The sequence below is a fragment of the Pseudomonas sp. 382 genome, from assembly GCF_002759075.1.
GTDB lineage: Bacteria > Pseudomonadota > Gammaproteobacteria > Pseudomonadales > Pseudomonadaceae > Aquipseudomonas > Aquipseudomonas vlassakiae.
The window spans coordinates 157,775-180,235 of the sequence record NZ_PEMX01000008.1 but is presented as its reverse complement, the minus strand read 5'-3'; the positions used below and the strand labels follow the sequence as shown (position 1 = coordinate 180,235).

Genomic DNA, 22,461 nt, shown 5'->3' with positions numbered 1-22,461 from the left:
CAGAACCTGTGGGAGCGGGTTTACCCGCGAATGGGCCCTTGATCAGTTACACCGAAACCTGCTTCAAGCGCTCGCTGGCCGGCGCCGGCCGCCCGTACAGATAGCCCTGGAAGTGCGAGCACCCTTCCGCCCGCAGCCGCTGCATCTGCTCCTCCGACTCCACCCCTTCGGCCGTGGTCTTGATCATCAGGCTGTTGGACAGCTCGGTAATCGCGCGGATGATCGACATCGCCTCGCGGCTGTCGCACATGTCATGGACGAACGACTTGTCGATCTTGATCCGGTCGAACGGGAACGAACGCAGGTAGCCCAGCGACGAATAGCCCGTACCAAAGTCATCCAGCGAGATCGACACGCCCAGGTCCTTCAGCGCCCGCAAGGTACGCACGTTTTCTTCGCTGTTGCCGAGCAGCACCGACTCGGTGATCTCCAGCTCCAGGCGCTGCGGTGCCAGGCCCGAGTCGGCCAGGGCCAGGGCCACGCTGTGGACCAGGTTGGCATTCTTGAACTGTACCGGCGACAGGTTCACCGACACGGTCTGCTCGGTTCCCCAGCTGGCCGCCTCCTGGCACGCCAGGTTTAGCGCCCGGGTGCCGAGCTCGTGGATCAACCCGGTTTCCTCGGCGATGGGGATGAAGTCCATCGGCATGACCATGCCCCGGGTCGGGTGCTCCCAGCGCAACAGCGCCTCGTAGCCGGTCACGCTGTTGGTCTGCTGATCCACCACCGGCTGGTAATGCAGGTGCAGCTGCCCCAGGTGCAGCGCCGTGCGCAGGTCGGTTTCCACCAGGCGGCGCTGACGGGCGGCGACATCCAGTTCCAGGTGGAAACACTCGTAACGGTTACGGCCGTTGCGTTTGGCCTCATACAGCGCCATGTCGGCATAGCCGAGCAGCTGCTCGGCCTGGTCGTTGTCGTCGGGGGCGATGGCGATGCCGATGCTCAGACCCACCGAGAACTGATGACCCTCGATCTGGAATGGCGGGCAGATCGCCTCGATCAGGCGCCTGGCCGTGTTACAGGCGGCTTCACGACTGTCCAGATGGGTCAGCACCACGGCGAACTCGTCACCGCCCAAGCGGGCCAGGGTGTCGTGCTCGCGCAGTTCGCGGCGCAGGCGCTTGCCGAGCGCGCGCAACAGCTTGTCACCGAAGGCATGGCCGAGGGAGTCGTTGATGTTCTTGAAGTTGTCCAGGTCCAGGCACAGTGCAGCAGTGAGCTTCTCGTTGTCGTGACCGCGCACCAGGGCCTGCCTGAGGCGCTCATGGAACAAGGTGCGGTTGGGCAGCCCGGTAAGGGCGTCGTGGTGCGCCATATGGTGGATCTGCGCGTGGGCGGCCAGCTCTTCGGTGGCATCTTCGGCCACGAACAGCACGTAATCTGCCTGGCCCTCACACTGTTGGCTGAGCAGCACGCGGCTGCGCAGGGTGCGCGGGCCACAGGCGGTGTCGACCCGGGTTTCGGCGGCAAAGCCCTTGCTGCTGCGCGCCCCACGGCTGAGCTGGGTTTCCAGGTAATCCGCGGCGGCCGGTGCCAGGCACTCTGCGGGCGTGTGGCCGATCATTGGCTTGGCGCCGCCACCGAACAGGCGCTCGGCCTGTTGGTTGGCGAGCAGGATGCGCTGGCTTTCCAGGTCCTGGACGATGACGCTGGCAGGGATGTTGGCAATTACCGAGTCAAGGAACTGCGACAGGTTGGCCATTTCCTGGCTGTACTGCTCGGCCAGTTCCTTGGCTTGCAGCAGCTCCAGCTCCTGCTGGCGGCGCTCGGAAATGTCGCGGGTGACCTTGGCGAAACCGACCAGCTGGCCGTGGTCGTCACGTACCGCCTCGATCACCACATGGGCGTGGAAGGCCGTGCCGTCCTTGCGCAGGCGCGAACCGATCTCTTCGAAACGGCCGCTGCTGCGGGCCTGTTCCAGGTTCTGCTCAGGCAGGCCGGCCGTGCGCTGGTCTTCACTGTAGAACAACGAGTAATGCTGGCCAACGATCTCCTCGGCGCGGTAGCCCTTGGCGCGCTGTGCGCCGGGGTTCCAGTTGGCGACAATACCGTCGGGGGTGAGCAGGTAGATGGCATAGTCCACCACGCTCTGGATCAACAGCCGGTACATGATGTCGGGGCTTGCGACTAACGACATGAAATTTACCTGAACCTGCGACGCGCACGAAAGGAACCCCGCGCCAGGGCGGCCGGGTCTTGTAAGGCAGTGCTGGCATTATGCCTTGCGAGTGGATTTTGTGAAGTGGATCACAGAATTTTGCTGCCGGTCAGTGGAAGACGGACGTCACCTGGTAGGTGAGCAGGTCAGGCTCGTCGGCGGGGAAGATCTGTTGCACAGGCCGTTGCAGGTCGGCTACCACGGCCTTGCAGAACGCCACCGCGATCGGATCCAGGGCGTAGCAACGCAGCAGCCAGTCGCCGGGGCTGGCGAGGAACTGGTTGGCCACGGCACGGCCGATGCCCTGGCGCCGATAGCGCTTGAGGATGAACAGGTCGGCCAGCTCCAGCGCGTCGAAACCGGGCAGTTCGCTGCGCTCTACAAGCACGAAGCCGGCGATGAAACCGTCCGCCAGCACCAGGCTGGCGCTCCAGCCTGGGGACTGCCAGTAGCGCTGCAGGTGCTCTTCGTGAATGTAGAAACGGCCGTTCACTTCGACATCTTCCTGCTCCCAGTCGGAGGACTCATAGGCATAGAACTGGTAGAGGTTACGGATGAGTTCGGCCTGGTCGGGGGTGGTGGGCAGCAGTTCGATGGGCAGCATGGCTGGGTGGGCTCGGGGAAAAGGCCATTCTAAGGCTTTTGTAGTGCCTGTACTGGCCCTTTCACGGGTAAACCCGCTCCCATAGGTTCTGCACAAGCCTTGAAGACTGTGGTGAACCCTGTGGGAGCGGGTTTACCCGCGAAGAGGCCGCCACAGGCTTATGCAATAGCCGCCACAGCCTCGATCTCCACCAGCATGCCATCCAGCGCCAGGCGCGGCACCGGTATCAGCGTACAGGTGGGCTTCATGTGCCCTCCCCAGGCGCGATCCGCCTCAGCCACCCACTGCGCCAGGCGTTGCTCACTGTGATCGACAATCAGCAACGTCAGCTTGAACACCTGAGCCAATTCCGCTCCTTTCGAAGCCAGCGCAATCTGCAGATTGGCCAACGCCTGGCGGGCCTGCCGTGCAAATTCGGGCGAAAGCTGCCCATCGGCATCCTCCCCACCCTGCCCTGCAATAAACAGCAGGCGGCTACCGGCGATCACCTCCGCAACATGGGAATAGGCATTGGCGCTGGGGTCGTACAGCCCTTGTGGGTTGGACAATTGAAATGCGCGGGTCATGGGACGCTCCTTCGTATGAATGAGCGTCTGAGTCTGTGGGCTCGAGTTAGGTAGAGGTCAAGCTCTTGTCGGAAATTTCTTTATCGCCGTGCAGAACCTCAACGACGTGTATGTAGGACTGCGCCGCACAGTTCGCTAGATTGCAGTTCCCGGCACGGAGGCCAGCACTGCGGCGTAGCGCCGCTTCACTGAAGGAAAAGCCATGAGCAAGCCCTATGCGTTCCAACTCGCCTACACCATCAGCCCGGTGAACAATGATCATGAAGGTGATGCCGCAATAGCGCGAACCCACCTGCGCGAAGAAATGGGCTGGAAGACCTCCGGCAAAGTCGAAACCACCCTGCACGGCGAGGTTGTCCTGTCACCGGGTACGCCTGACGAAAAGCGCAAAGAAGCCAGCAAGGCGATTCGTACCCGCATCCGTGACGCGTTCAAGGCACTGGAGGTAGAGGACACGGTCAGCTTCGCCGGCAGCCTGATGGTCAGCGGCCTGGACCCGGCCATCAAAATCGGCATCACGCCCGACTGACGCCATCGGTATCAGGCGCCATGCGCCTGATACCGCCGCCGTCATTTCTCCTCCAGCACCGCCCTGCCCTTCACTGCCCGCGGCCCACGCCAGGCCCAGAACAGCAGCCCCGGGAACGGTGCATAGACCACGAACACAACCCACAGCATCTTGCGCTCTGCGCGCCGATCGCTGCCGATGATGTGCCAGATGGCAAAGATCTCGAGCAGGATGACCAAGGCCGCGACAATGATCCAGATCGTTCCGATTTCCATGAGCACTCTCCCGTTGGCATGTACTGGGTTGGGTTGCTGCCAGCGCTGAGGGTTCAGTCGGATTTGCTGCGAACGCCCAGTCCCGGCACCCCGTCCAGGGCCGCCTTGAGCGCCACGGCATCGGCAAAGGCCTGCTCGCTCACCAGCACCCCATCCTTCAAGCGCAGCCATGAAACCTGCCCCGCCTGCCCCGGATAGCGACTGGCAATACGGCCTTCGCGGTCGAGCAACACCCGGTAGCTGTAATCACGCATCGCCGGAATGGCGAACAGCTTGCTGATCAGCGCCGGCATGCGGTGAATATCGGCGACGAACACCGCATCGCGCGCCTCCAGGTAGCCCTTGGGCGCGTCGGCCAAAGCGGCCTTGACCAGCTTGGCACCCTCCATGTCGCGGGCCACCAGCAGTATGTGAGTGTCGGTTTTCAGGCTGTAAGGCTGATCGTACTGGTCAAGCAGCGTCCAGGGTGCCAACCGCTCGCCTGGCTCCAGGGCATGGGCCAGCAACGGCAGCAGACCGAACAGTAACGCAATGGCGTATTTCATCGAAGTTCTCCAGAACAGAGGTGCCAGCATAGTCCACTTGCCTCAACACGACCTGCACCACGACACGCGCGCGCCGGCGATTGTCTTTCCCGCACGCTGCCGCCACACTCTGCTGGCCAGCCAGGAAGCGGAGTCCAGAGTGCCCACCCCACGTCAGTTCAGCAAGAAGACCAGCACCAGCAACATGCTGCGGCTCAAGGCCAGCGCCGGTAGCCCCGAGGCCCCTTATCGCGTCGACTTCATCCTGCTCGAGCACTTTTCGATGGCCAGCTTCACCGTGGCCATGGACGTGCTGGTCACCGCCAACCTGCTGCGTGCCGACAGCTTTCGCTTCACCCCGCTGTCACTCAAGGGTGACCGGGTGCTCAGCGACCTGGGCCTGGAACTGGTGGCCAGCGAATTGTCCGCCAGCGACCTCAAGGCACTCGACCTGCTGATCGTCTGCGGCGGCCTGCGCACGCCGCTGAAATACCCCGAACTGGACCGCCTGCTGGAAGAATGCGCCGCCCACGGCATGGCCTTGGGCGGGCTGTGGAATGGCGCCTGGTTCCTCGGCCGCGCTGGTGTGCTCGATGATTACGGTTGCAGCATCCACCCCGAACAGCGCGCCAGCCTGTCCGAGCGCAGCCCGCAAACCCGCATCACCCCAGCCAGTTTCACCCTCGACCGCGACCGCCTCAGCGCCGCCAGCCCCAACGGCGCCATGGAGCTGATGCTTGGCCTGGTGCGCCGCCTGTACGGCGACGGCTTGGCCGAAGGGGTGGAAGAAATCCTGTCGTTCTCCGGCGCCCGCTACCGCCAGGTCGGCCCTGGGGCGAAGAAGTCGATGAGCTTGCACCTGCGCACCATTGTCGAGCTCATGGAGAACAACCTCGAGGAGACCCTGAGCCTGGACCAGCTGGCCGCCTACAGCGGTCGCTCGCGTCGGCAGATCGACCGCCTGTTCCAGGCCCAGCTCGGCACCTCGCCGCGGCGCTATTACATGGAACTGCGCATCACCAAGAGCCGCCGCCTGCTGCAGTACTCCGACCTGTCGGTGATGGAGGTGGCAGTGGCCTGCGGCTTCGTCTCGGTATCGCACTTCAGCAAATGCTACGCCGCCTACTTCGGCTACCCGCCGTCACGCGAGCAACGGCTGGGCGAGTGAGCGGATTCAGGCGCGGATGTAGCTGAGCACCACGTCGCAGATCATCTGCCGGTGGCGTTGCTTGACCTGCTCGTCGGCCAGGTCGATCTGGAAGATGTCACCGAAGGTGTGGCGGTTGGACACCCGGTAGAAGCAGAACGAACTCATCAGCATGTGCAGGTCGATGACCTCGATGCCTTCGCGGAACACGCCCTCTTTCACGCCACGCGCCAGGGTGCTGCCCAATGCCTGCAGCACCAGGCTGCTCATTTCGCGAATGGCCGGGGACTTCTTGACGTACTCGCCGTAATGGATGTTCTCGGTGCAGACCATGCGCACGAAATCGACGTTGCGGTCGTGGTGGTCGAAGGTGAACTCGGACAGCCGGCGAATCGCCTGCTCGGCCGGCAGCGACTCCAGGTCCAGGCTCTGCTCGGTCTTGCGGATGTCGCCGTACAGCTTGACCAGGCACTCGACGTACAGCTGCTCCTTGCTGCCGAAGTAGTAGTAGATCATGCGCTTGGAAGTGGCCGTGCGCTCGGCGATGGCGTCCACGCGCGCGCCGGCCAGGCCCTGCTGGACGAACTCGTTGATGGCGGCCTGGAGGATGTCCTCGCGGGTTTTCTCGGGGTTGTTCTTGCGCGGCTGGCGCGTAGCCGAGGGTTCAGGCGGGCTGAGGGGGGCTACGGGGTCGGTCATGGGGGCTCACGGGGGTGATTATTGGAATTGGAGAGGGATTATCCGTGAGTGGGGGGATGCAGGGAAGCGGGCTGTTGGTCGAAGGCTCGCAGGTAGCAGGTGTGTGGCCTCTGGGGTATGCATACCTTGTCGATGGCATCCATGCGCACGTACTGTTGAGCGGCAAGCATGAGGTTCTCCAGCCCGCCGTTGCGTCGTTGGAACTAAGCCACAGTCGCTGCCCCCTAACCCTGTGCGATAAGCCCAAAGTCATTCACAGGAAGGTTTGATCAATGAAACGTGAACAGATCGAAGGTGTTGCAGAAAAGGTCGCCGGCAAGGCGCAGAGCGCAGCCGGCAAGTGGCTGGAAGATCCGGCCCTGGAAGCGGAGGGAAATGCGCGCCAGGCATCGGGTCAGCTCACCAAGAGCTATGGCGATGCACTGGATAACGTTTCCACATTTGTAAGGGAGAAGCCGCTGACAGCGCTGGCTGTGGCAGCAGGGCTCGCGCTGGTTGTCAGTCGACTGTTGCGGCGCTGAATTGGCGCGCAAAGCGTTCGCCCATCATAGCGGGGCTTGCAGCGCCCATGAGACCGAGCACCGTCCGGCGGCTCGGGCTCATGGGCGCTGGCAGGCGCGGCCGGGCTGCCGTTTCGCTGATCGGCGGCAGCGTTCGGAACAGTAGCGCACCTGGTCCCAGCATCGCGCCCAACGCTTGCGCCAGCTGAACGGCAGGCCACAGGCGGGACATACCTTGCTCGGCAACGGCTTGCGCATACCCACGTGTCACGCAGTACTTGCCGGTCGATGGCCGGCACTGGACGATGGGCAGGGTTTGAGTACCACGGGCGGTGCACCGGGAGGGATTTCCATACAAGAGTAGTATTTTGTATAGATTTTTGAGGTTATTTCTGAAGCCTCCACTGCCCGTGGGGGTCATCACCCAGCCATTTGGCTGCGCTTTCGCAAAGAGCTGAGTTCGCAAGCGGTCCGCATACCCTGTGGGAGCGGCTTTAGCCGCGAAGAATCCAACGCGGAGCATGACACCGGCTGCGCCGGTGTTCGTAGCTGAAGCCGCTGCCACATTCGCGGGCAAGCCCGCTCCACAGGATGGGGATCAGGCAAGCTCTCAACCGATGATCACAACACCGGCTTGCGCGCCGCCCCGCTACGCCGCTTGGCCATCGCCGCCAGGCGCACCGCGACGTTCGCCGCGCCATAGCCGGCATAGCCACCCTTGCGCTGGATGATCTCGAAGAAGAAACGCTCCTCGAACGGCTCGGTATACACGTGGAACAGCTCGCCGCCCTGGGCATCACGGTCGTACAGAACGTTGTAGTACGCCAGTTCGCTGAGGAACTCGTCGTTGAAATCGAACCGCGCCGCGAGGTCGTCGTAGTAGTTCAACGGGATTTCCAGCAACGGCACCCCCGACTCCTTGGCCCGTGCCACTTCGGCGAAGATGTCCGCGCAGTCGAAGGCGATGTGGTGCACACCCGAACCGCGGTAACTGGACAGCGCATGGGCGATGGCGGTGTTGCGGTTCTCCGAGATGTTCAGCGGCAAACGCAGGCTGCCGCACTGGCTGCGCAAGGCGCGGCTCTTGACCAGGCCATACGGGTCGGGCAGCACCACTTCGTCGTCGGCAGCAAAGTCGAACAGGCTCTTGTAGAACAGCACCCAGCTGTCCAGCGACTCGGCCGGCAGCGCCAGGGCCATGTGGTCGATGCGCTGCAAACCGCCAGTGACAGTGGCGGCCGGGTCCAGGCGGAAGTCGGTGTCGTATAGCGACGGCCCTTCCTTGCCCTGCTCCACCAGGTAGATCAGGCTGCCGTCCGGCGCACGCACGGCTGGCACTTCGCATTCGTTGGGGCCGACCAGGCCACGGAATGGCTGGCCGCGGAAGTCGGTAGCGCGTTGCAGCGCGGCGTGCTCATCCTTCACCCGCAGGGCGGTGGCGCACAGCGACGGGCCGTGGGCCTCGAAGAAGTTGTGGCCAAACGAGTACGGCTCGGCGTTGAGCACGATGTTGATGTCGTTCTGGCGCAGCAGACGCACCTCCTTGCTGCGGTGCTTGCCGGCTTCGGCAAAGCCCAGGCGCTTGAGCCAACTGCCCAGCCGCGCGCCGACGGCTTCGTCGACGGCAAACTCGAGGAACTCCACTCCGTCGTAGGCGCTGGCAGCCGGCGGGGTGAACAGCACGCCCGGCTCGAGGGTGGTGCCTTGCTGTTCCAGGCGCAGGCGGGTCTGTTCTTCGAGGTACAGCAGCGAGCGCAGGCCGTCGGCGGCGTTCTGCCGTGGCGGTGCTGCACGGAAGCCATCGTTGAAGATTTCCAGCGACAGCGGGCCGCGGTAGCCGGTGGCCAGGATCGGCGCGAGGAAGCCGGCCAGGTCCATTTCACCCTGGCCCGGGAAGTTGCGGAAGTGGCGGCTCCACTCCAGCACGTCCATGTTCAGGATCGGCGCGTCGGCCATCTGCACGAAGAAGATCTTGTCGCCCGGGATGTCGCGGATCGCCGCCGGGTCACCTTTGAGCGACAGCGTGTGGAAGCTGTCGAGGATCACCCCCAGCGCCGGGTGGTCGGCCTGGCGCACCAGGTTCCACACTTGCTGGTAGGTATTGACGTGGCGGCCCCAGGCCAGGGCTTCGTAGCCGATCCGCAGGCCGCGCTTGCCGGCGTGCTCGGCGAGCAGGCGCAGGTCGTCCACCAGGATCTGTTCATCGCCAAGGGCATCGGCCTGGACGTTGCTGCACACCAGCACCAGGTCGGTGCCCAGCTCCTGCATCAGGTCGAACTTGCGCTCAGCGCGGTCGATGTTCTTCTGCAGGCGGTCGCGGCGGCAGCCTTCGAAGTCGCGAAATGGCTGGAACAGGGTGATGGCAATGCCGAGGTCAGCGCACATCTGCCGGACTTCGCGCGGGCTGCCGGCGTAGTACAACAGGTCGTTCTCGAAGATCTCGACGCCGTCGAAACCGGCGGCGGCGATGGCTTCGAGCTTTTCCGGCAGGGTGCCGCTCAAGGACACGGTGGCTATCGAACGCTGCATGAGGGAGTTCCTTGTTATTGGACGGACGACGAGCCGAGAACCCGTTGGGGTTTCTGGCACTGTTGATTATTCGCAGGTAAAGTCGGGCGGGCAATCTGTTTGTACGAAATGGTTAGTTTTGCGTTCGATTACCGCACAAAACCGATTTTGGCGAATTGATTCACTGCCGACCCTAAGCAAACATGGACCCAGACGCAGGCCCACCGACCGCCCTCTTCTGCCCTGAGGGTCGTCTGGCAGAACCTGCGCAGACAAGCCCAACGTCACAACATAATAAGTTCAATAAACCGGGTACCGACCTATGCACACCTCCATCGCCTTGCGATCCGCACCTGCTCGTTCGTATTCCCTCTGCAGACACCGCCTGCGGTCAATCGCGCTATAACCGCCCTACTCCCGAAAAGTGATCGCACCCCTCTGGCCGCCCCTGGGCGACGCCAGCCGTGCGGCGACCTACAAGAACAACGGAGACAACGATGGCTCACTCAAGCTCTCAAGCCAAGAAAGCGACCGCCAGTGGATGGATTGGCTCGGCACTCGAATACTACGATTTCTTCATCTATGCCCAGGCAGCGGCGCTGATCTTCCCGCAGATCTTCTTCCCCAACACCGACCCGAAAATGGCCATCATCGCCTCGTTGGCCACCTACGGTGTGGGTTACCTGGCACGCCCTGTCGGTGCGTTCGTGCTCGGTCACTGGGGTGACACCCGCGGGCGCAAGAACGTGCTGCTGCTGTGCATGTTCCTGATGGGCCTGTCGACCATGGCCGTCGGCCTGCTGCCGACCTACCACGACATCGGCCTGCTGGCCCCGGCCTTGCTGGTGGTGCTGCGCCTGGTCCAGGGCTTTGCCGTGGCCGGGGAAATCTCCGGAGCCAGCTCGATGATCATGGAGCACGCTCCGTTCGGCCGACGCGGCTACTACGCCAGCTTCACCTTGCAGGGCGTGCAGGCCGGCCAGGTATTGGCGGCGGCGGTGTTCCTGCCGCTGGCCTACTTCATGCCGAGTGAGGCCTTCAACGACTGGGGCTGGCGTATTCCGTTCCTGTTGAGCGCCGTCGTCCTGATCGCGGGCTTCATCATCCGCCGGGAAGTGCACGAAACCCCGGCGTTCGTGAAGGAAGAGAAGCAGGACAAGGTCGCCAAATCGCCGATCAGCGAAGCCTTCCGGCACAGCTGGAAACACATGGTGCTGGTGATGTTCATGGCGCTGATGAACGTGATCCCGGTGGTTGCCACCATCTTCGGCGCCGCCTATGCGGTGCAGCCGGCCTACGGCATCGGCTTCGACAAAAGCGTGTACCTGTGGATCCCGGTGGTGGGCAACATCGTCGCGGTGCTGGTGATCCCGTTCGTGGGCAACCTGTCCGACAAGATCGGCCGCCGCCCGACCATGATCGCCGGCTGCCTGGGCTCTGGCCTGCTGGCCTTCGTCTACCTGTATGCGATCAGCATCCAGAACGTGCCACTGGCCTTTGCCACCTCGATCGTGATGTGGGGCATGGTCTACCAGGGCTACAACGCGGTGTTCCCAAGCTTCTACCCGGAGCTGTTCCACACCCGCTACCGCGTTTCGGCCATGGCCATCGCGCAGAACATCGGCACCATGCTCACCGCCATGTTGCCAGCCCTGTTCGCCCTGGTGGCGCCACCGGGTTCGGACAACATCCCGCTGGTGATCGGTGGCCTGGCCTTCTTCATTACCTGCGTGTGTGCACTGGCGGCCTACATTGCGCCGGAGACTCACCGTCTGGCGATGGAAGACCTGGGCAATCCGCTTGCCAAGCCGATGGAGAAAGAAGCTTTCGAGGCCAGCCGCAAGGGTAGCTTTCAGGCGGTGAGCCACTGACAGATTGCAGGGGGCCGCTTTGCGGCCCTTTCGCGACACAAGGCCGCTCCTGCAAGGCAATCGCGAATCCCTGTAGGAGCGGCCTTGTGTCGCGAAAGGACCGCAAAGCGGTCCCAGGATTTCAGCCTTCAACCACCTCTTGCAGGTGACGCCAAAGCTTCTCGACATGCTCCCGCTCGGTCGGCAGTGCCCCCACCGAAACCCGCACCATCCACCGCCCTTCCAGCGTCGCCGGCGTCACATACGCCACCCCGGACGCGTTCAGCCGCTCAGCCCACGCCCTGGTATGGGTATCCAGCGCCTCCCCTTCCAGCCCCGCCGGCCGATGGCGAATGCACAAGGTCTGCAGTTGCACCGGTGCCAGCACTTCCCACTCCGCCGCCGCTGCAACCTGCTCCGCCAGCCAGCGGGCATTCTCAAGGTCACGGCGCAAGCGCTGCTGCAAGGCCTCCACGCCTTCGCTGCGCAACATGAACCACAGTTTCAAGGCACGGAAGCGACGGCCCAGCGGGATCCCCCAGTCACGCAGGTTCTTCACCTCGCCATCCACCGCCGACTGCAAGTAGCTCGGGTTGGTGCTCATCACCCGGATCAGGTGCTGAGGATCACGCACGTAGTAGATCGAGCAATCGAATGCCACGCCCAGCCATTTGTGCGCGTTGACCACTACGGAGTCGGCCAGCTCGATGCCATCCCACATCCAGCGGCATTCCGGGAGGATCATCGCCGAACCGGCCATGGCCGAGTCGACATGCAGCCACAGCCCGTTGGCCTGGGCGATTTCGCCGATCGGGCGCAGCGGGTCGAGGGCGGTGGTGGTGGTGGTGCCGGTAGTGGCGACCACCGCACAGGGCTGGTTGCCAGCGGCCAGGTCTTGCTCGATGGCAGCCTGCAGCGCCTGTGGGCGCATGGCGAATTTCTCGTCGGTCGCGATCAGGCGGATGTTGGCGCGGCCGAAGCCGGCCAGCAGTGCAGCCTTGTCCACCGAGCTGTGAGCATGGGCACTGACATACACGATCAATGGCTTGGCCTCGGCCTGCAGGCCGCCGCGGACCAGCGCGTAGTCGGTGGCACGCTCCCGGGCGCTGATCAGCGCCACCAGGGTACTGGTGGACGCAGTGTCCTGGATCACCCCGCTCCACTGGGCCGACAGGCCGAGCAACTGACGCAGCCAGTCGAGGGTGGTTTCTTCGAGCTCGCTCAGCGCCGGGCTGGACTGCCACGACAGGCCGAGCACACCAAGGCCGGTACTGAGGAAGTCGCCAAGCACCGACGACAGGGTGCCGTTGGAGGGGAAATAACCGTAGAAGTCTGGGTGCTGCCAGTGCGACAGGCCAGGCATGACCCATTGGTTGACGTCGTCGAGGATCGCCTCGAACGACTCGCCTCGCTGTGGGGCGGCCTGTGGCAGCTGCGCCTTGAGGTAGCCGGGCTCGACCTGGGCCATGACCGGGCGTTCGCCGACGGATTGGCGGTAGTCGGCGATCAGGTCGATCAGCTGGTGGCCGTACTGGCGGAATTGTTCTGGGGTCACGCGCGGGCTCTCCTGTGGGTGATCAGTCGCCTGCACTGGCCTCTTCGCGGGCTCGCCCGCTCCCACAGGGATTCACAGCCTTCAAGACTTGTGCTGTTCCTGTGGGAGCGGGCGTGCCCGCAAAGAGGCCAGTGCAGGCTATACAATGCCCCCAGTCTAGGCGCCTAGGCCTGCGCGAATAACCCCGCTTCGCGCATACCTGCTATGGCAAACCTGCAACCCCGCCCTGCACCCCGAACTGTGACTGGCGCCACAGCTCGAACACCCGGTTGCGCAACCAGCGGTGCTCGGCCGAAGCCTGCAAGCGCTGGTGCCACACCACCCAGTAGCGCTGGGTATGCTCGACAAACCCCAACGGCCGCCACGCCAGGCCGTGCAGGCGGCACAGCTGGCGGGCGATGTGCTCGGGCACCGTGGCCAGCGCCTGGCTGTTGCCGATCACCTGCACGGTCGCCGAGAAGAACGGTACTTCCAGGCTGATGCGCCGCTGCAAACCCTGGGCGCGCAAGTGCCGGTCGATAAAGCTGTCCTTGTCGCCGCCACCGGAAATGCGCACGTGCTTGCAGGCCAGGTAATCGTCCTGGCCAAGCACGTCCAGCGCGGCCAGCGGGTGGTCCTGGCGCATCAGGCACACTGCGCGGTCTTCGCCGAGCAGGCGACCGTGCAGGTTGGGCGGCGACTCGTCGAACAAGGTGGTGGCCAGGTCGATCTCGCCGCTGGCGAGCAAGGCGTACTGCCCGGCCTGCCAGGTGCGGTAGTCGATGGACACGCCCGGGGCTTCCTGTTCCAAGGCAGCCACCAGCAGCGGCAGCATGTGCTCGGCTACGTAGTCGGAAGCGGCCAGGCAGAAGCGCCGCTCGCAGCGGGCCGGGTCGAAGGTGGCGGGTTGGCGCAGGGCCTGGAGTTCTTCGAGCACCTGGCGCAGGGGCTCGACCAGGGCTTCGGCGTATTGGCTGAGCACATAACCACGGCCCTGGCGCACCAGCAAGGGGTCGTCGAAGGCTTCGCGCAGGTGGGCCAGCTGGCGGCTCAGGGCCGATTGGCTGACGCCCAGGCGGTCGGCGGCGTGGCTGAGGTTCTTCAGCTGCAGGAGGCAGTCGAGGGTGCGCAGGTGGGCGAGGCTGAGGGAGGCGAAGGTGGGGTTCATGCAGTTGCCCTTCTGTTGGTTTTGCCGGCCCATTCGCTGGCAAGCCCGCTCCCACAGGGACCTCACAATGCCAAGGCTTGTGATATCCCTGTGTGCGGGCTTGCCAGCGAATGGGCCGCAAAGCGGCCCCAGCTTTTAGGCGGTAAGGCCTACATATACGTTCTGCACGTCATCGTTCTCGTCGATCGCCTCAAGGAACGCTTCAACCTCGGCCAGCGCTTCAGCACTCAGGCTGGCCGCGCTCACCGGGTTCTTAGGGGTATAACCGATCTTCGCCGAGGTAACGGTGAAGCCATGCTCAGGCAGGGCCTTCTGTACCGCATCCAGGTCGGTGGTGTCGGTGATGAACAAGGTTGACCCCTCTTCTTCACCTTCCTCAAAGTCTTGGGCACCGGCTTCGATGGCGGCCATTTCCGGGTCGGCATCGCCTTCCGGGGTGGCTTCGATCAGGCCGACGTGGTTGAAGTCCCAGGTCACCGAGCCGCTGGCGCCGAGCTGGCCTTTGCGGAACAGCACGCGGATCTGCGCCACGGTGCGGTTGACGTTGTCGGTCAGGCACTCGACGATCAGTGGCACCTGGTGCGGGGCGAAGCCTTCATAGCTGACGGCATGGTACTGCACGGCATCGCCGTCCAGGCCAGCGCCTTTCTTGATGGCACGCTCCAGGGTCTCACGGGTCATCGAGGCCTTCTTGGCCTGGGCGATGGCCAGGCGCAGGCGCGGGTTCATGTCCGGGTCGGCGCCGGACTTGGCCGCGATCTGGATTTCCTTGGCCAGCTTGCCCATGATCTTGCCCTTGGCATTGGCAGCTGTTTCTCTATGTTTGGCTTTCCACTGTGCGCCCATGTCGACTCTCTTTGTTCCAGCGGCCGGTTCAGGAAGCGACCGGCCAAAAGTGGGTGCAGTTTATACGCCCTCGGGCAGTGGATCGACAAGTAATCTCACGCTTCGTCGGCCTTGCGCGCTGCCCTTCAGGTCCGCAGTGGCTTGATCGCCCTGCTGGTGTTGGGCGCCACGTCGTTGGCCGCGGCGGTGCCGGCCGGGCGGCTGTTCCAGTGTGGCAGCAGCACCAGGGCCGAGAACAACGCGCAGCCGGCAAACACGATGAACACCGTGACGCTGTCGAAGTAGCCCGGCAGCAGGCCGCCGAGCACTGCACCCACCGAGCCGCAACCGTTGACGAAACCTGCTGCCGTGGCGCCGGCCTTGGCCGTGCCGAAGTCGATGGCCGCCGCGCCGCTGATCATCGAGTCGGGCCCGTACAGGGTCAGGCCCATGACGAACAGCAAGGCCACCACCATCACGATACTGCCGCTGTGCATGGCCGCCATGAACGCTGCCAGGGTCACTGTCAGCAGCACCAGGCTGATCACGCAGGCCGGCATGCGCCGGGCGCCGAACAGCTTGTCCGAAGCCAGGCCGATGATGATCGGGCCCAACAGCCCCGCCAGTTCGAAGGCAGTGGGGATGATCGCCGCGCCGACCTTGCCTACCGACGGCATCTGCTCGAAGACGATCACCGGCCCCCACAGCAGGATGGCGTAGCGCGCAGGCTTGAGCAGGAAGTACGCCAGGCCAAGGGTCAGCACCGTGCGGTTGCGCAGGATTTCGCGCAGCGGCGCCCACACGCTGCACAGGTTACCGGCCGGGGCCATGCTCTGCGGCTCGGGTTCGACCGCAGCAAGGCCGACGTCCTCCGGCTTGTTGCGCTGCAGGAAGAAGAACAGCACGGCCACCCCGGCTACCACCGCGGCGCTCGAGAAGAACGCCGCATGCCAGGTGCCGACCAGGGTATAGGCCCACCAGCCGGCGAACGGCGAAGCGACCAGGCCGCCGAAGGCGTAGCACGAACTCCACAGCCCCAGCACCCGGCCGCGCTGCGAAGCCGGGAAGAAGCTGCCGATGTTCTTGCACAGCCCGGCCCAGCCGGTGGATTGCGCCAGCCCCTGGACCAGCATGCACGTGGCGAAGACCGGGAAGGTCGCGAAGCTGCCCATCACCACGGCCGCCGCCGCCGAGATCAGCAGGCCACCGAGCACCACGACGCGCGGGCCGAAACGGTCGGCGAGCATGCCCCAGGTGAACTGGCCCACGGCATAGGCGGCCAGGTAGATTGCGTCGAGGTTGGCCATGGCGGCCTTGTCGAGCATGAACGTCGGGTCTTCACCGATGCCGAGCTTGGCCACCGAGAAAGCCTTGCGGGTGAAGTAGAAGGCGGCGTAGGCCAGCCAGGTGATCGCGAAAATCTGGATGCGCCAGCGTTTCAACGCAGCGAGTGCTTGATTCATTGATTCTGACCTCTTGCTCAAGTGTGCCGGCAGATTGTTAAAAAACGCCTGTCTTGTTGTTGTGTTGCGCACTGCATGACGAAGGCTCGTCATTTGGTCAGATGGCACCGATGTGCGGGCCATGCCCCGGCCATTGCTTGTGGCGTTGGCCTCGGGTTGAAACGTATGGAAACAGTTGCTGACTGATAAAGAAAATCGATTTATCGTATTTCACACATAAGCCCAGCTTGTTACTGGAGGCGGTATGTCGGTGTCTCACGCTCAACTCAAGGCCTTCCATGCAGTGGCCGTGCACGGCAGCTTTACCCGCGCCGCGCAAAAGCTGTTTCTGACCCAGCCGGCGGTGTCCGACCAGGTGCGCAAGCTCGAAGAGCGTTTCGGTGTGCTGCTGTTCCACCGCAACAAGCGCTCGGTGCAACTGACCGACCTGGGCGAGCGCCTGCTGGGCATCAGCCAGCGCCTGTTCGCCTGCGAGGCCGAGGCGCACGACCTGCTGCAGGACTCCCGCGCCCTGCACACCGGCAGCCTGGTACTGGCAGTGGATGCGCCCGTGCACGTGCTGCCGCAGATCGCACGCTTTTGCCAGCGCTACCCGGGCATCCAGGTCAAGATCGAGACCGGCAACACCGATGAATCACTGGCCAGGCTGTTCAGCTACCAGGCCGACCTGGCGCTGCTCGGGCGCGATGTCGATGACGAGCGGCTTTACTGCGTGCCGCTGCGCCGCGACCCGATGGTGGCGTTCGTCTCGCACAACCACCCGTGGGCCAGCCGCGGCTCGATCACCCTGGCCGACCTTGACGACACACCGTTGGTGTTGCGCGAGCCGGGGTCGGTCACGCGGCAGACGCTGGAAGAGGAAATGCAGCGCGCAGGCTTGCGGATTCGCCCGGCGATCCAGGTGGAAGGCCGCGAAGCGGCGCGCGAGGCGGTGGTGGTGGGGATTGGCGTAGGGGTGGTGTCGGCGGCCGAGTTCGGCGCGGATGCGCGGGTGTGTGCGCTGCCGATTGTCGATTGCCAGCGGCACCTGACCGAGACCCTGGTGTGCCTGAGCGAACAGCGATCGCGGCGGGTGGTGGCCACCTTCCTGCAGATGGTTCAGGAGGAGTTGTAGCGCCTGTACCGGCCTCTTCGCGGCTAAAGCCGCTCCCACAGGTACCCCACCGCTTGCGAAATCTGTGCAACACCTGTGGGAGCGGCTTTAGCCGCGAAGAGGCCATCACAGGCAATACAACCATGCTGGGAATACCTCATCTCCAGGCCCACCCACCATCCTTTTCCGCCTGCTGGTCCTGTTCGGCGGCCTCCCACAGGTACTCCACCGCTTGCGAAATCTGTGCAATACCTGTGGGAGCGGCTTTAGCCGCGAAGAGGCCATCACAGGCAATACAACTATGCTGGGAATACCTCATTCCCTGGCCCACCCACCATGCTTTTCCGCCTGGCCGCCGACGCCCTGGTCCTGCTGCACTTGGCCTTCATCCTGCTGGTGCTGTTCGGCGGCCTGCTGGTGCTCAGGTGGCGCCCCGCCCTGCTCCTGCACCTCCCCGCCCTGGCCTGGGGCCTGGCGGTGGAAGGCCTGCACCTGCAATGCCCGCTCACCGACTGGGAAAACCGCATGCGTCTGGCGGCCGGTGACGCGGGTTATCACGGCGGCTTCGTCGAACACTACATCTGGCCGCTGATCTACCCCGCCGGCCTGACGCCGCAGATCCAGCTGCTGCTGGGCGGCGTCGTGCTGGTGCTGAACCTGGCCATCTACGCCTGCGTCATCTGCCGCTGGCGTCGCCCTTAGCGGGTAGCGACGACAAACAGCCGCGGAAACGGCAGCAACACCTTGCCATCGGTGGCTGGCGGGTAGTCATGCTGCATGGCCTGCAGGTACATCTGCAGGAAGCTCGCCTGTTCCTGTTCGTCCAGCTTGGCCAGATAAGGCCGCAGCGCCGAGCCCTTGAACCATTCCACCACCGCTTCGGCGCCGCCGGTCAACGGGTGGTGATAGGTGGTGCGCCACACGTCCACCCGCGTGCACAGCGGGCTGAGCAGGTCGTAGTAGAACGCCGCGTTGTGCCGCGGTGGCAACTGGAAGTCAGCGAATTTCTCCGCCCACGGGCCCTCGCTGGCAATCTTGCGCAATTGCCGGTGAGCGGGCTCGTCGAGGTTGTCCGGGGTCTGTACCGCCAGGCTGCCGCCCTCGCTCAGCTGGCGCACCAGGTGCGGGTACAGCGAGCCATGGTCAGGCACCCATTGCAGCGAGGCATTGGCCAGGATCAGGTCTTGCGGCTCGGGGGCGGACCAGTCGCTGATATCGGCAATTTCGCAGCGTACCCGTGGAATGTGCAGGCGCTTGCGCTCGCGGGCCTTGTCGATCATGTCCTTGTCGCTGTCCAGTGCCGTTACCTGGGCGTCCGGGCAGCGCTGCAGCAGCACTTCGGTCGAGTTGCCGGGGCCACAGCCCAGGTCGGTGGCATGGCGTACCGGCCGCGGCGGCACGGCGGCCAGCAGGTCACGCACGGCGCGGGTGCGTTCGTCTTCGAAGAGGGAATACTGGGTGGCGGACCAGGCCATGGGCGGCTCCTTTTGGCGGACGATGCAATGAGCATACGCCATGTACCGAAGTGCATGCGCCTGAACTGTCGGCCTATGCTTGAAGTCATTCCCTTTATGCGCATGCCCATGAAGCTATCCATGGCCTTGGCCATTCTGGCGCTGATCGCCGCCGCCGCCCTGCTCGGTTCCCCCTGGATGAACCAGCGCTTTCACATGCCCGCGGACAAACACCAGGCCCAGCAACGCGAAACGGCCGGGTCCCCAAGGGAGCCGGCCGTTTCCAAGAGCAAGTGACGCTTAGTGCTGCTTGCCAGTACGGATCTGGTGCACCACGCCCATCGCCACCACGACAGCCGCGGCGATGCCGGTGGAAATCACCAGGATCTGATAATCAGGCATGAAGGCCATGGTCACCAATGCGGCGATGATGAAGCCGATCACCAGGTAGGTCAGCCACGGGAACAGCCACATCTGCAGGCGTACTTCCTTGCCTTCGGCGATCAGCTTGCGGCGCATGCGCAGCTGCGAGAAGGCGATCACCAGGTACACCAGCAGGGCAATCATGCCGGTGGTGTTCATCAGGGTTTCCAGCACGTCTTTCGGGCGCAGGGTCTCGCTGAAGTTGATCAGCGCGCAGACCACGGCCACGGCGCAGGAGCCGATGATCGCGTACACCGGTACACCGGTGCCGGCACGGGTGATCTTGAAGAATGACGGCGCGTCGCCACGCTGGGCCAGCGAGAACAGCATGCGCGAAGCGGTGTAGTGGCCAGAGATCAGGCAGCTGCTCACCGAAGTCAGCACCACGAAGTTCATCAGCAGTTCGGCGTGCGGCACGCCCAGCAGCTCCAAGGTACGGCGGTAGGCGCCATAGCCGGAAACGCCCAGTTGCGGGTCGTTCCACGGCACCAGGCAGACGATCAGGAAGATCGAGCCGACGTAGAACAGGCACACACGCCATACCACCGAGTTGGTGGCCTTGACGATCTGGGTAGCCGGGTCCTTGGCTTCGGAAGCGGCGATGGTGACGATTTCAGCGCCAAGGAAGGCGAACATCACCCCGAGCAAGGCTCCAATGACCGTGGTGATGCCGTTGGGCATGAAGCCTTCGGCGGTCAGGTGGGTCATGCCACGCACTTCACCGAACTGCCAGATGTTCATCACCGCGGCGGTGCACACCACCAGGAAGCAAACGATCGCCACCACCTTGATCAGCGCGAACCAGAATTCGAACTCACCGTAGTGCTTGACGTTGAAGAAGTTGACGGTGATCAGCAGCAGGGTCGTGGCCAGCACGAACACGTTGACGCTGACGTCGGGGAAGAAACCGTGCAGGATCTTGCCCGCCACATAGGCTTCCCAGGCCATCAGGATGACCCAGTACCACCAGTACAGCCAGCCGATGGTGAAACCGGCCCAGCGGCCGATCGCGCGGTCGGCGTAGGTGGAGAACGAGCCGGTGTCCGGCGAGGAAGTCGCCATTTCACCCAGCATGCGCATGATCAGCACCACCAGGATGCCGCCGGCCAGATAGGCCAGCACTGCGGCCGGGCCGGCGCTGTGGATCACGCTGCCGGAGCCGACGAACAAGGCGCCGCCGATAACCCCGGCGATCGACATCATCGTCAGGTGGCGCGACTTGAGCGAGGCACTGAGCTTGCTCTCGTGCCCGCTTTTCGCGGTGGTGGTTGTGGATGTTGCGTCCATCAGTTGTGTACCCCGTGCTTCTTTTTATCCAAGGAAAACTGTGAAACCCCGATGGCTCTCGGTTTCACCTGTACATCAGTGCTAATGCGGGCAGGATGGTGTGCGCTAACACACGCAGGCCTTCCGTGGCGGCCTGCTGACGCGCCCCAGGGTTGGCACCTGAGGCGAACTGAACATGCTTTATGTGGCGATATCTGACACCTAATGTAAAAATGTCCGACGTAGAGAGCCATGCACAGTGGCATGAATCTCGCACTGCACTGTACAGGCCGCCAATGCAATACACCCGCTGGCGCTTGGCGTTACGCACTCCTGAAGGCCCCGAATGTTCGAATTACACCCAGACTCTTCCACGCCGCTGGTCAACCAGATCATCGACGGCCTGCGCGAGCTGATCGATAACCAGACCCTCAAGCCCGGCACCAAGGTCCCCTCGATCCGCGCCTTTGCCGCGAGCTATTCGGTGAGCACCTTTACCGTGGTCGAGGCCTACGACCGCCTGGTTGCCCAGGGGCTGCTGGTGAGCAAGGGCAATGCGGGGTTCTTCGTCAATCGTGCGGCGAACGAGCTGCTGGAAAGCCAAAACAGCGAGGCGGAGAGCGGCCGCCCGACCTTCAACTCCGAGTGGTACCTGCAGCAGATCTTCGAGATTCGCCAACTGCCGTTCAAACCCGGCTGCGGCTGGCTACCTAATGACTGGATGTACGAAGACGGCCTGCGCCGCGGCCTGCGCCAGGTCGCTGGCAGCCCGCTGGAATTGTCGGGCTACGGCGACCCGATGGGCTTGCCGGAGCTGCGTGCGCTGACCGCGCAGAACCTGCAGCAGGAACTGTCGATCGTCTGCAACCCGGCGCAGCTGATGCTGACCCACGGTGCCAGCCAGGCGCTGGACCTTGCCGTGCGTACCCTGGTGCGCCCCGGTGACGTGGTGCTGGTGGACGACCCCGGCTACCCCAACCTGATGAGTATTCTGCGGACCCAGGGCGCGACCTTGATCGGCGTGCCACGCACGCCCAACGGTTACGACCTCAATCACCTCGAACAATTGCTGGCACACCATCGCCCTACCGCGTTCTTCACCCAGCCGCACCTGCACAGCCCGACCTGTTCACGCACCCCGCTGGCGCAGTTGCACCGCTTGCTGCAACTGGCCAGCCAGCACGGTTTCCGCCTTGTGGAGAACAACCTGTACGCCGACATGGTCGCCGAGCCGCAACCGTGCCTGGCCAGCCTCGACCATCTGCAGCAGGTGGTGTACGTGGGCAGTTACTCGAAAAGCATCTCGCCCAACGTGCGGGTCGGCTACCTGCTGGCCAACCCGGAGCTGTCGCAGAAGCTGCTGCACCTGAAGATGCGCTCGGGGCTGACCACTTCGCAGGTGATGGAGCGGGTGGTGTATGCGGCGATCATCGACGGACGCTGGCGCAAGCACCTCAAGCGCCTGCGCCAGCGCTTGGCCGAGGCGCATCAGGAAGTGGGCCGGCATTTGCATCGACTGGGCTTTGAACTGTTCACCGAGTCGGATGAAGGCATGTATATCTGGACCCGCCACCCGGCGATTCCAGACAGTGCGGCGTTGCTCGATGATGCCTTGGAGAAAGGCATCATGCTCGGGCCTGGGCAGTTGTTCATGGTCGATGCCAAAGCGACCGGGTGGATGCGCTTCAATGTGGCGTTCAGCACCGACCCGGCGATGTGGGAGTTGCTGGAGAAGGTGCTGGTGAAGCATGTGCGGCGGGGTGGGATTTAGGGATTTGTGATGTGGCCAGGGGTTCGCCTTGGCATTTTCAGCGCCTGCAAGATCGAGCGCCGCCCGCGCGGCGCATCGCGGATAAATCCGCTCCTACATCTGTTTCGGGCCAATCATTCCTGTGA

22 protein-coding genes are annotated in these 22,461 nt (G+C 63.8%); 8 read left to right on the top strand and 14 right to left on the bottom strand.

Annotation, left to right across the window (positions count from 1 at the left end; translation table 11 throughout):
* Positions 1-46: 46 nt before the first annotated feature.
* The 3 genes from CQW31_RS12225 to CQW31_RS12215 form a co-directional block, all read right to left on the bottom strand.
* Complete coding sequence (locus CQW31_RS12225; protein ID WP_099814573.1) at positions 47-2,137, bottom strand: EAL domain-containing protein; 2,091 nt, start codon at positions 2,135-2,137, stop codon at positions 47-49.
* Positions 2,138-2,267: 130 nt separating this feature from the next.
* Positions 2,268-2,762 carry a GNAT family N-acetyltransferase gene (locus CQW31_RS12220; protein ID WP_099814572.1) on the bottom strand — a complete coding sequence of 165 codons (495 nt, stop codon included), beginning with the start codon at positions 2,760-2,762 and terminating at the stop codon, positions 2,268-2,270.
* Between the two features lie 158 nt (positions 2,763-2,920).
* Positions 2,921-3,328, bottom strand: coding sequence for a RidA family protein (locus CQW31_RS12215; protein ID WP_099814571.1), 408 nt, complete (start codon positions 3,326-3,328; stop codon positions 2,921-2,923).
* 202 nt (positions 3,329-3,530) lie between these two features.
* Between CQW31_RS12215 and CQW31_RS12210 the strand changes: the two genes are divergently transcribed.
* On the top strand, positions 3,531-3,857 hold the full coding sequence (locus tag CQW31_RS12210; RefSeq protein WP_054887291.1) for a hypothetical protein: 327 nt from the start codon (positions 3,531-3,533) through the stop codon (positions 3,855-3,857).
* A gap of 41 nt (positions 3,858-3,898) precedes the next feature.
* On the opposite strand, the gene CQW31_RS12205 is transcribed toward CQW31_RS12210, so the two are convergent.
* Entirely contained in the window at positions 3,899-4,111 is a 213-nt protein-coding gene (locus CQW31_RS12205) for a PLDc N-terminal domain-containing protein (RefSeq protein WP_054887292.1), read from the bottom strand.
* Between the two features lie 53 nt (positions 4,112-4,164).
* On the bottom strand, positions 4,165-4,656 hold the full coding sequence (locus CQW31_RS12200; protein ID WP_054887293.1) for a hypothetical protein: 492 nt from the start codon (positions 4,654-4,656) through the stop codon (positions 4,165-4,167).
* Positions 4,657-4,795: 139 nt separating this feature from the next.
* On the opposite strand from CQW31_RS12200, the gene CQW31_RS12195 reads away from it, so the two are divergent.
* Positions 4,796-5,803, top strand: a complete 1,008-nt coding sequence (locus tag CQW31_RS12195) for a GlxA family transcriptional regulator (protein ID WP_054887294.1) — start codon at positions 4,796-4,798, stop codon at positions 5,801-5,803.
* A gap of 6 nt (positions 5,804-5,809) precedes the next feature.
* On the opposite strand, the gene CQW31_RS12190 is transcribed toward CQW31_RS12195, so the two are convergent.
* Positions 5,810-6,481, bottom strand: coding sequence for a TetR/AcrR family transcriptional regulator (locus CQW31_RS12190; protein WP_054887295.1), 672 nt, complete (start codon positions 6,479-6,481; stop codon positions 5,810-5,812).
* A 272-nt stretch (positions 6,482-6,753) separates the two neighbouring features.
* Here CQW31_RS12190 and CQW31_RS12185 point away from each other — a divergent pair, with 272 nt between their 5' ends.
* A complete protein-coding gene (locus CQW31_RS12185; protein WP_054887296.1) occupies positions 6,754-7,002 on the top strand; it encodes a CsbD family protein in 249 nt (82 codons plus the stop codon).
* Positions 7,003-7,080: 78 nt separating this feature from the next.
* Here the strand turns inward: CQW31_RS12185 and CQW31_RS12180 are convergent, their stop codons facing one another.
* Together CQW31_RS12180 and quiC are read right to left on the bottom strand one after the other, a co-directional pair.
* Entirely contained in the window at positions 7,081-7,239 is a 159-nt protein-coding gene (locus tag CQW31_RS12180) for a DUF2256 domain-containing protein (protein ID WP_082433687.1), read from the bottom strand.
* 363 nt (positions 7,240-7,602) lie between these two features.
* Positions 7,603-9,510, bottom strand: coding sequence for a 3-dehydroshikimate dehydratase QuiC (quiC, locus tag CQW31_RS12175; protein WP_054887297.1), 1,908 nt, complete (start codon positions 9,508-9,510; stop codon positions 7,603-7,605).
* Between the two features lie 476 nt (positions 9,511-9,986).
* Between quiC and CQW31_RS12170 the strand changes: the two genes are divergently transcribed.
* Complete coding sequence (locus CQW31_RS12170; RefSeq protein WP_099814570.1) at positions 9,987-11,360, top strand: MFS transporter; 1,374 nt, start codon at positions 9,987-9,989, stop codon at positions 11,358-11,360.
* 121 nt (positions 11,361-11,481) lie between these two features.
* Here CQW31_RS12170 and CQW31_RS12165 read toward each other — a convergent pair whose 3' ends face one another.
* From CQW31_RS12165 to CQW31_RS12150, 4 genes are all read right to left on the bottom strand, one after another.
* Positions 11,482-12,894, bottom strand: coding sequence for a DOPA decarboxylase (locus CQW31_RS12165; protein ID WP_099814569.1), 1,413 nt, complete (start codon positions 12,892-12,894; stop codon positions 11,482-11,484).
* A 202-nt stretch (positions 12,895-13,096) separates the two neighbouring features.
* Positions 13,097-14,041, bottom strand: a complete 945-nt coding sequence (locus tag CQW31_RS12160) for a LysR family transcriptional regulator (RefSeq protein WP_099814595.1) — start codon at positions 14,039-14,041, stop codon at positions 13,097-13,099.
* 135 nt (positions 14,042-14,176) lie between these two features.
* Positions 14,177-14,887 (bottom strand): YebC/PmpR family DNA-binding transcriptional regulator, encoded by a 711-nt coding sequence (locus tag CQW31_RS12155; RefSeq protein ID WP_054883200.1) that lies wholly within the window; start codon positions 14,885-14,887, stop codon positions 14,177-14,179.
* A 125-nt stretch (positions 14,888-15,012) separates the two neighbouring features.
* Positions 15,013-16,329 (bottom strand): MFS transporter, encoded by a 1,317-nt coding sequence (locus tag CQW31_RS12150; RefSeq protein WP_099814568.1) that lies wholly within the window; start codon positions 16,327-16,329, stop codon positions 15,013-15,015.
* Between the two features lie 244 nt (positions 16,330-16,573).
* Here CQW31_RS12150 and CQW31_RS12145 point away from each other — a divergent pair, with 244 nt between their 5' ends.
* Both CQW31_RS12145 and CQW31_RS12140 read left to right on the top strand, forming a co-directional pair.
* On the top strand, positions 16,574-17,443 hold the full coding sequence (locus tag CQW31_RS12145) for a LysR family transcriptional regulator (RefSeq protein ID WP_054883202.1): 870 nt from the start codon (positions 16,574-16,576) through the stop codon (positions 17,441-17,443).
* 315 nt (positions 17,444-17,758) lie between these two features.
* Positions 17,759-18,124 (top strand): DUF2784 domain-containing protein, encoded by a 366-nt coding sequence (locus tag CQW31_RS12140; protein ID WP_099814567.1) that lies wholly within the window; start codon positions 17,759-17,761, stop codon positions 18,122-18,124.
* On the opposite strand, the gene tam is transcribed toward CQW31_RS12140, so the two are convergent.
* On the bottom strand, positions 18,121-18,897 hold the full coding sequence (gene tam / locus CQW31_RS12135; RefSeq protein WP_054883204.1) for a trans-aconitate 2-methyltransferase: 777 nt from the start codon (positions 18,895-18,897) through the stop codon (positions 18,121-18,123). The two genes, CQW31_RS12140 and tam, sit on opposite strands and share 4 nt — an antisense overlap.
* A gap of 96 nt (positions 18,898-18,993) precedes the next feature.
* Here tam and CQW31_RS12130 point away from each other — a divergent pair, with 96 nt between their 5' ends.
* On the top strand, positions 18,994-19,173 hold the full coding sequence (locus tag CQW31_RS12130) for a hypothetical protein (protein ID WP_054883351.1): 180 nt from the start codon (positions 18,994-18,996) through the stop codon (positions 19,171-19,173).
* Between the two features lie 3 nt (positions 19,174-19,176).
* Here the strand turns inward: CQW31_RS12130 and CQW31_RS12125 are convergent, their stop codons facing one another.
* Positions 19,177-20,586 carry an amino acid permease gene (locus CQW31_RS12125; protein WP_054883205.1) on the bottom strand — a complete coding sequence of 470 codons (1,410 nt, stop codon included), beginning with the start codon at positions 20,584-20,586 and terminating at the stop codon, positions 19,177-19,179.
* Positions 20,587-20,911: 325 nt separating this feature from the next.
* Between CQW31_RS12125 and CQW31_RS12120 the strand changes: the two genes are divergently transcribed.
* Complete coding sequence (locus tag CQW31_RS12120) at positions 20,912-22,336, top strand: PLP-dependent aminotransferase family protein (protein ID WP_054883206.1); 1,425 nt, start codon at positions 20,912-20,914, stop codon at positions 22,334-22,336.
* The last annotated feature ends 125 nt before the right edge of the window (positions 22,337-22,461 follow it).

What these genes read in the sequence shown, in the direction of transcription:
- CQW31_RS12225 (WP_099814573.1), bottom strand. Translation starts at nt 2,137, where the DNA reads ATGTCGTTAGTCGCAAGCCCCGACATCATGTACCGGCTGTTGATCCAG.
- CQW31_RS12220 (WP_099814572.1), bottom strand. Translation starts at nt 2,762, where the DNA reads ATGCTGCCCATCGAACTGCTGCCCACCACCCCCGACCAGGCCGAACTC.
- CQW31_RS12215 (WP_099814571.1), bottom strand. Translation starts at nt 3,328, where the DNA reads ATGACCCGCGCATTTCAATTGTCCAACCCACAAGGGCTGTACGACCCC.
- CQW31_RS12210 (WP_054887291.1), top strand. Translation starts at nt 3,531, where the DNA reads ATGAGCAAGCCCTATGCGTTCCAACTCGCCTACACCATCAGCCCGGTG.
- CQW31_RS12205 (WP_054887292.1), bottom strand. Translation starts at nt 4,111, where the DNA reads ATGGAAATCGGAACGATCTGGATCATTGTCGCGGCCTTGGTCATCCTG.
- CQW31_RS12200 (WP_054887293.1), bottom strand. Translation starts at nt 4,656, where the DNA reads ATGAAATACGCCATTGCGTTACTGTTCGGTCTGCTGCCGTTGCTGGCC.
- CQW31_RS12190 (WP_054887295.1), bottom strand. Translation starts at nt 6,481, where the DNA reads ATGACCGACCCCGTAGCCCCCCTCAGCCCGCCTGAACCCTCGGCTACG.
- CQW31_RS12185 (WP_054887296.1), top strand. Translation starts at nt 6,754, where the DNA reads ATGAAACGTGAACAGATCGAAGGTGTTGCAGAAAAGGTCGCCGGCAAG.
- CQW31_RS12180 (WP_082433687.1), bottom strand. Translation starts at nt 7,239, where the DNA reads ATGCGCAAGCCGTTGCCGAGCAAGGTATGTCCCGCCTGTGGCCTGCCG.
- quiC (WP_054887297.1), bottom strand. Translation starts at nt 9,510, where the DNA reads ATGCAGCGTTCGATAGCCACCGTGTCCTTGAGCGGCACCCTGCCGGAA.
- CQW31_RS12170 (WP_099814570.1), top strand. Translation starts at nt 9,987, where the DNA reads ATGGCTCACTCAAGCTCTCAAGCCAAGAAAGCGACCGCCAGTGGATGG.
- CQW31_RS12160 (WP_099814595.1), bottom strand. Translation starts at nt 14,041, where the DNA reads ATGAACCCCACCTTCGCCTCCCTCAGCCTCGCCCACCTGCGCACCCTC.
- CQW31_RS12155 (WP_054883200.1), bottom strand. Translation starts at nt 14,887, where the DNA reads ATGGGCGCACAGTGGAAAGCCAAACATAGAGAAACAGCTGCCAATGCC.
- CQW31_RS12150 (WP_099814568.1), bottom strand. Translation starts at nt 16,329, where the DNA reads ATGAATCAAGCACTCGCTGCGTTGAAACGCTGGCGCATCCAGATTTTC.
- CQW31_RS12145 (WP_054883202.1), top strand. Translation starts at nt 16,574, where the DNA reads ATGTCGGTGTCTCACGCTCAACTCAAGGCCTTCCATGCAGTGGCCGTG.
- CQW31_RS12140 (WP_099814567.1), top strand. Translation starts at nt 17,759, where the DNA reads ATGCTTTTCCGCCTGGCCGCCGACGCCCTGGTCCTGCTGCACTTGGCC.
- tam (WP_054883204.1), bottom strand. Translation starts at nt 18,897, where the DNA reads ATGGCCTGGTCCGCCACCCAGTATTCCCTCTTCGAAGACGAACGCACC.
- CQW31_RS12130 (WP_054883351.1), top strand. Translation starts at nt 18,994, where the DNA reads ATGCGCATGCCCATGAAGCTATCCATGGCCTTGGCCATTCTGGCGCTG.
- CQW31_RS12125 (WP_054883205.1), bottom strand. Translation starts at nt 20,586, where the DNA reads ATGGACGCAACATCCACAACCACCACCGCGAAAAGCGGGCACGAGAGC.
- CQW31_RS12120 (WP_054883206.1), top strand. Translation starts at nt 20,912, where the DNA reads ATGTTCGAATTACACCCAGACTCTTCCACGCCGCTGGTCAACCAGATC.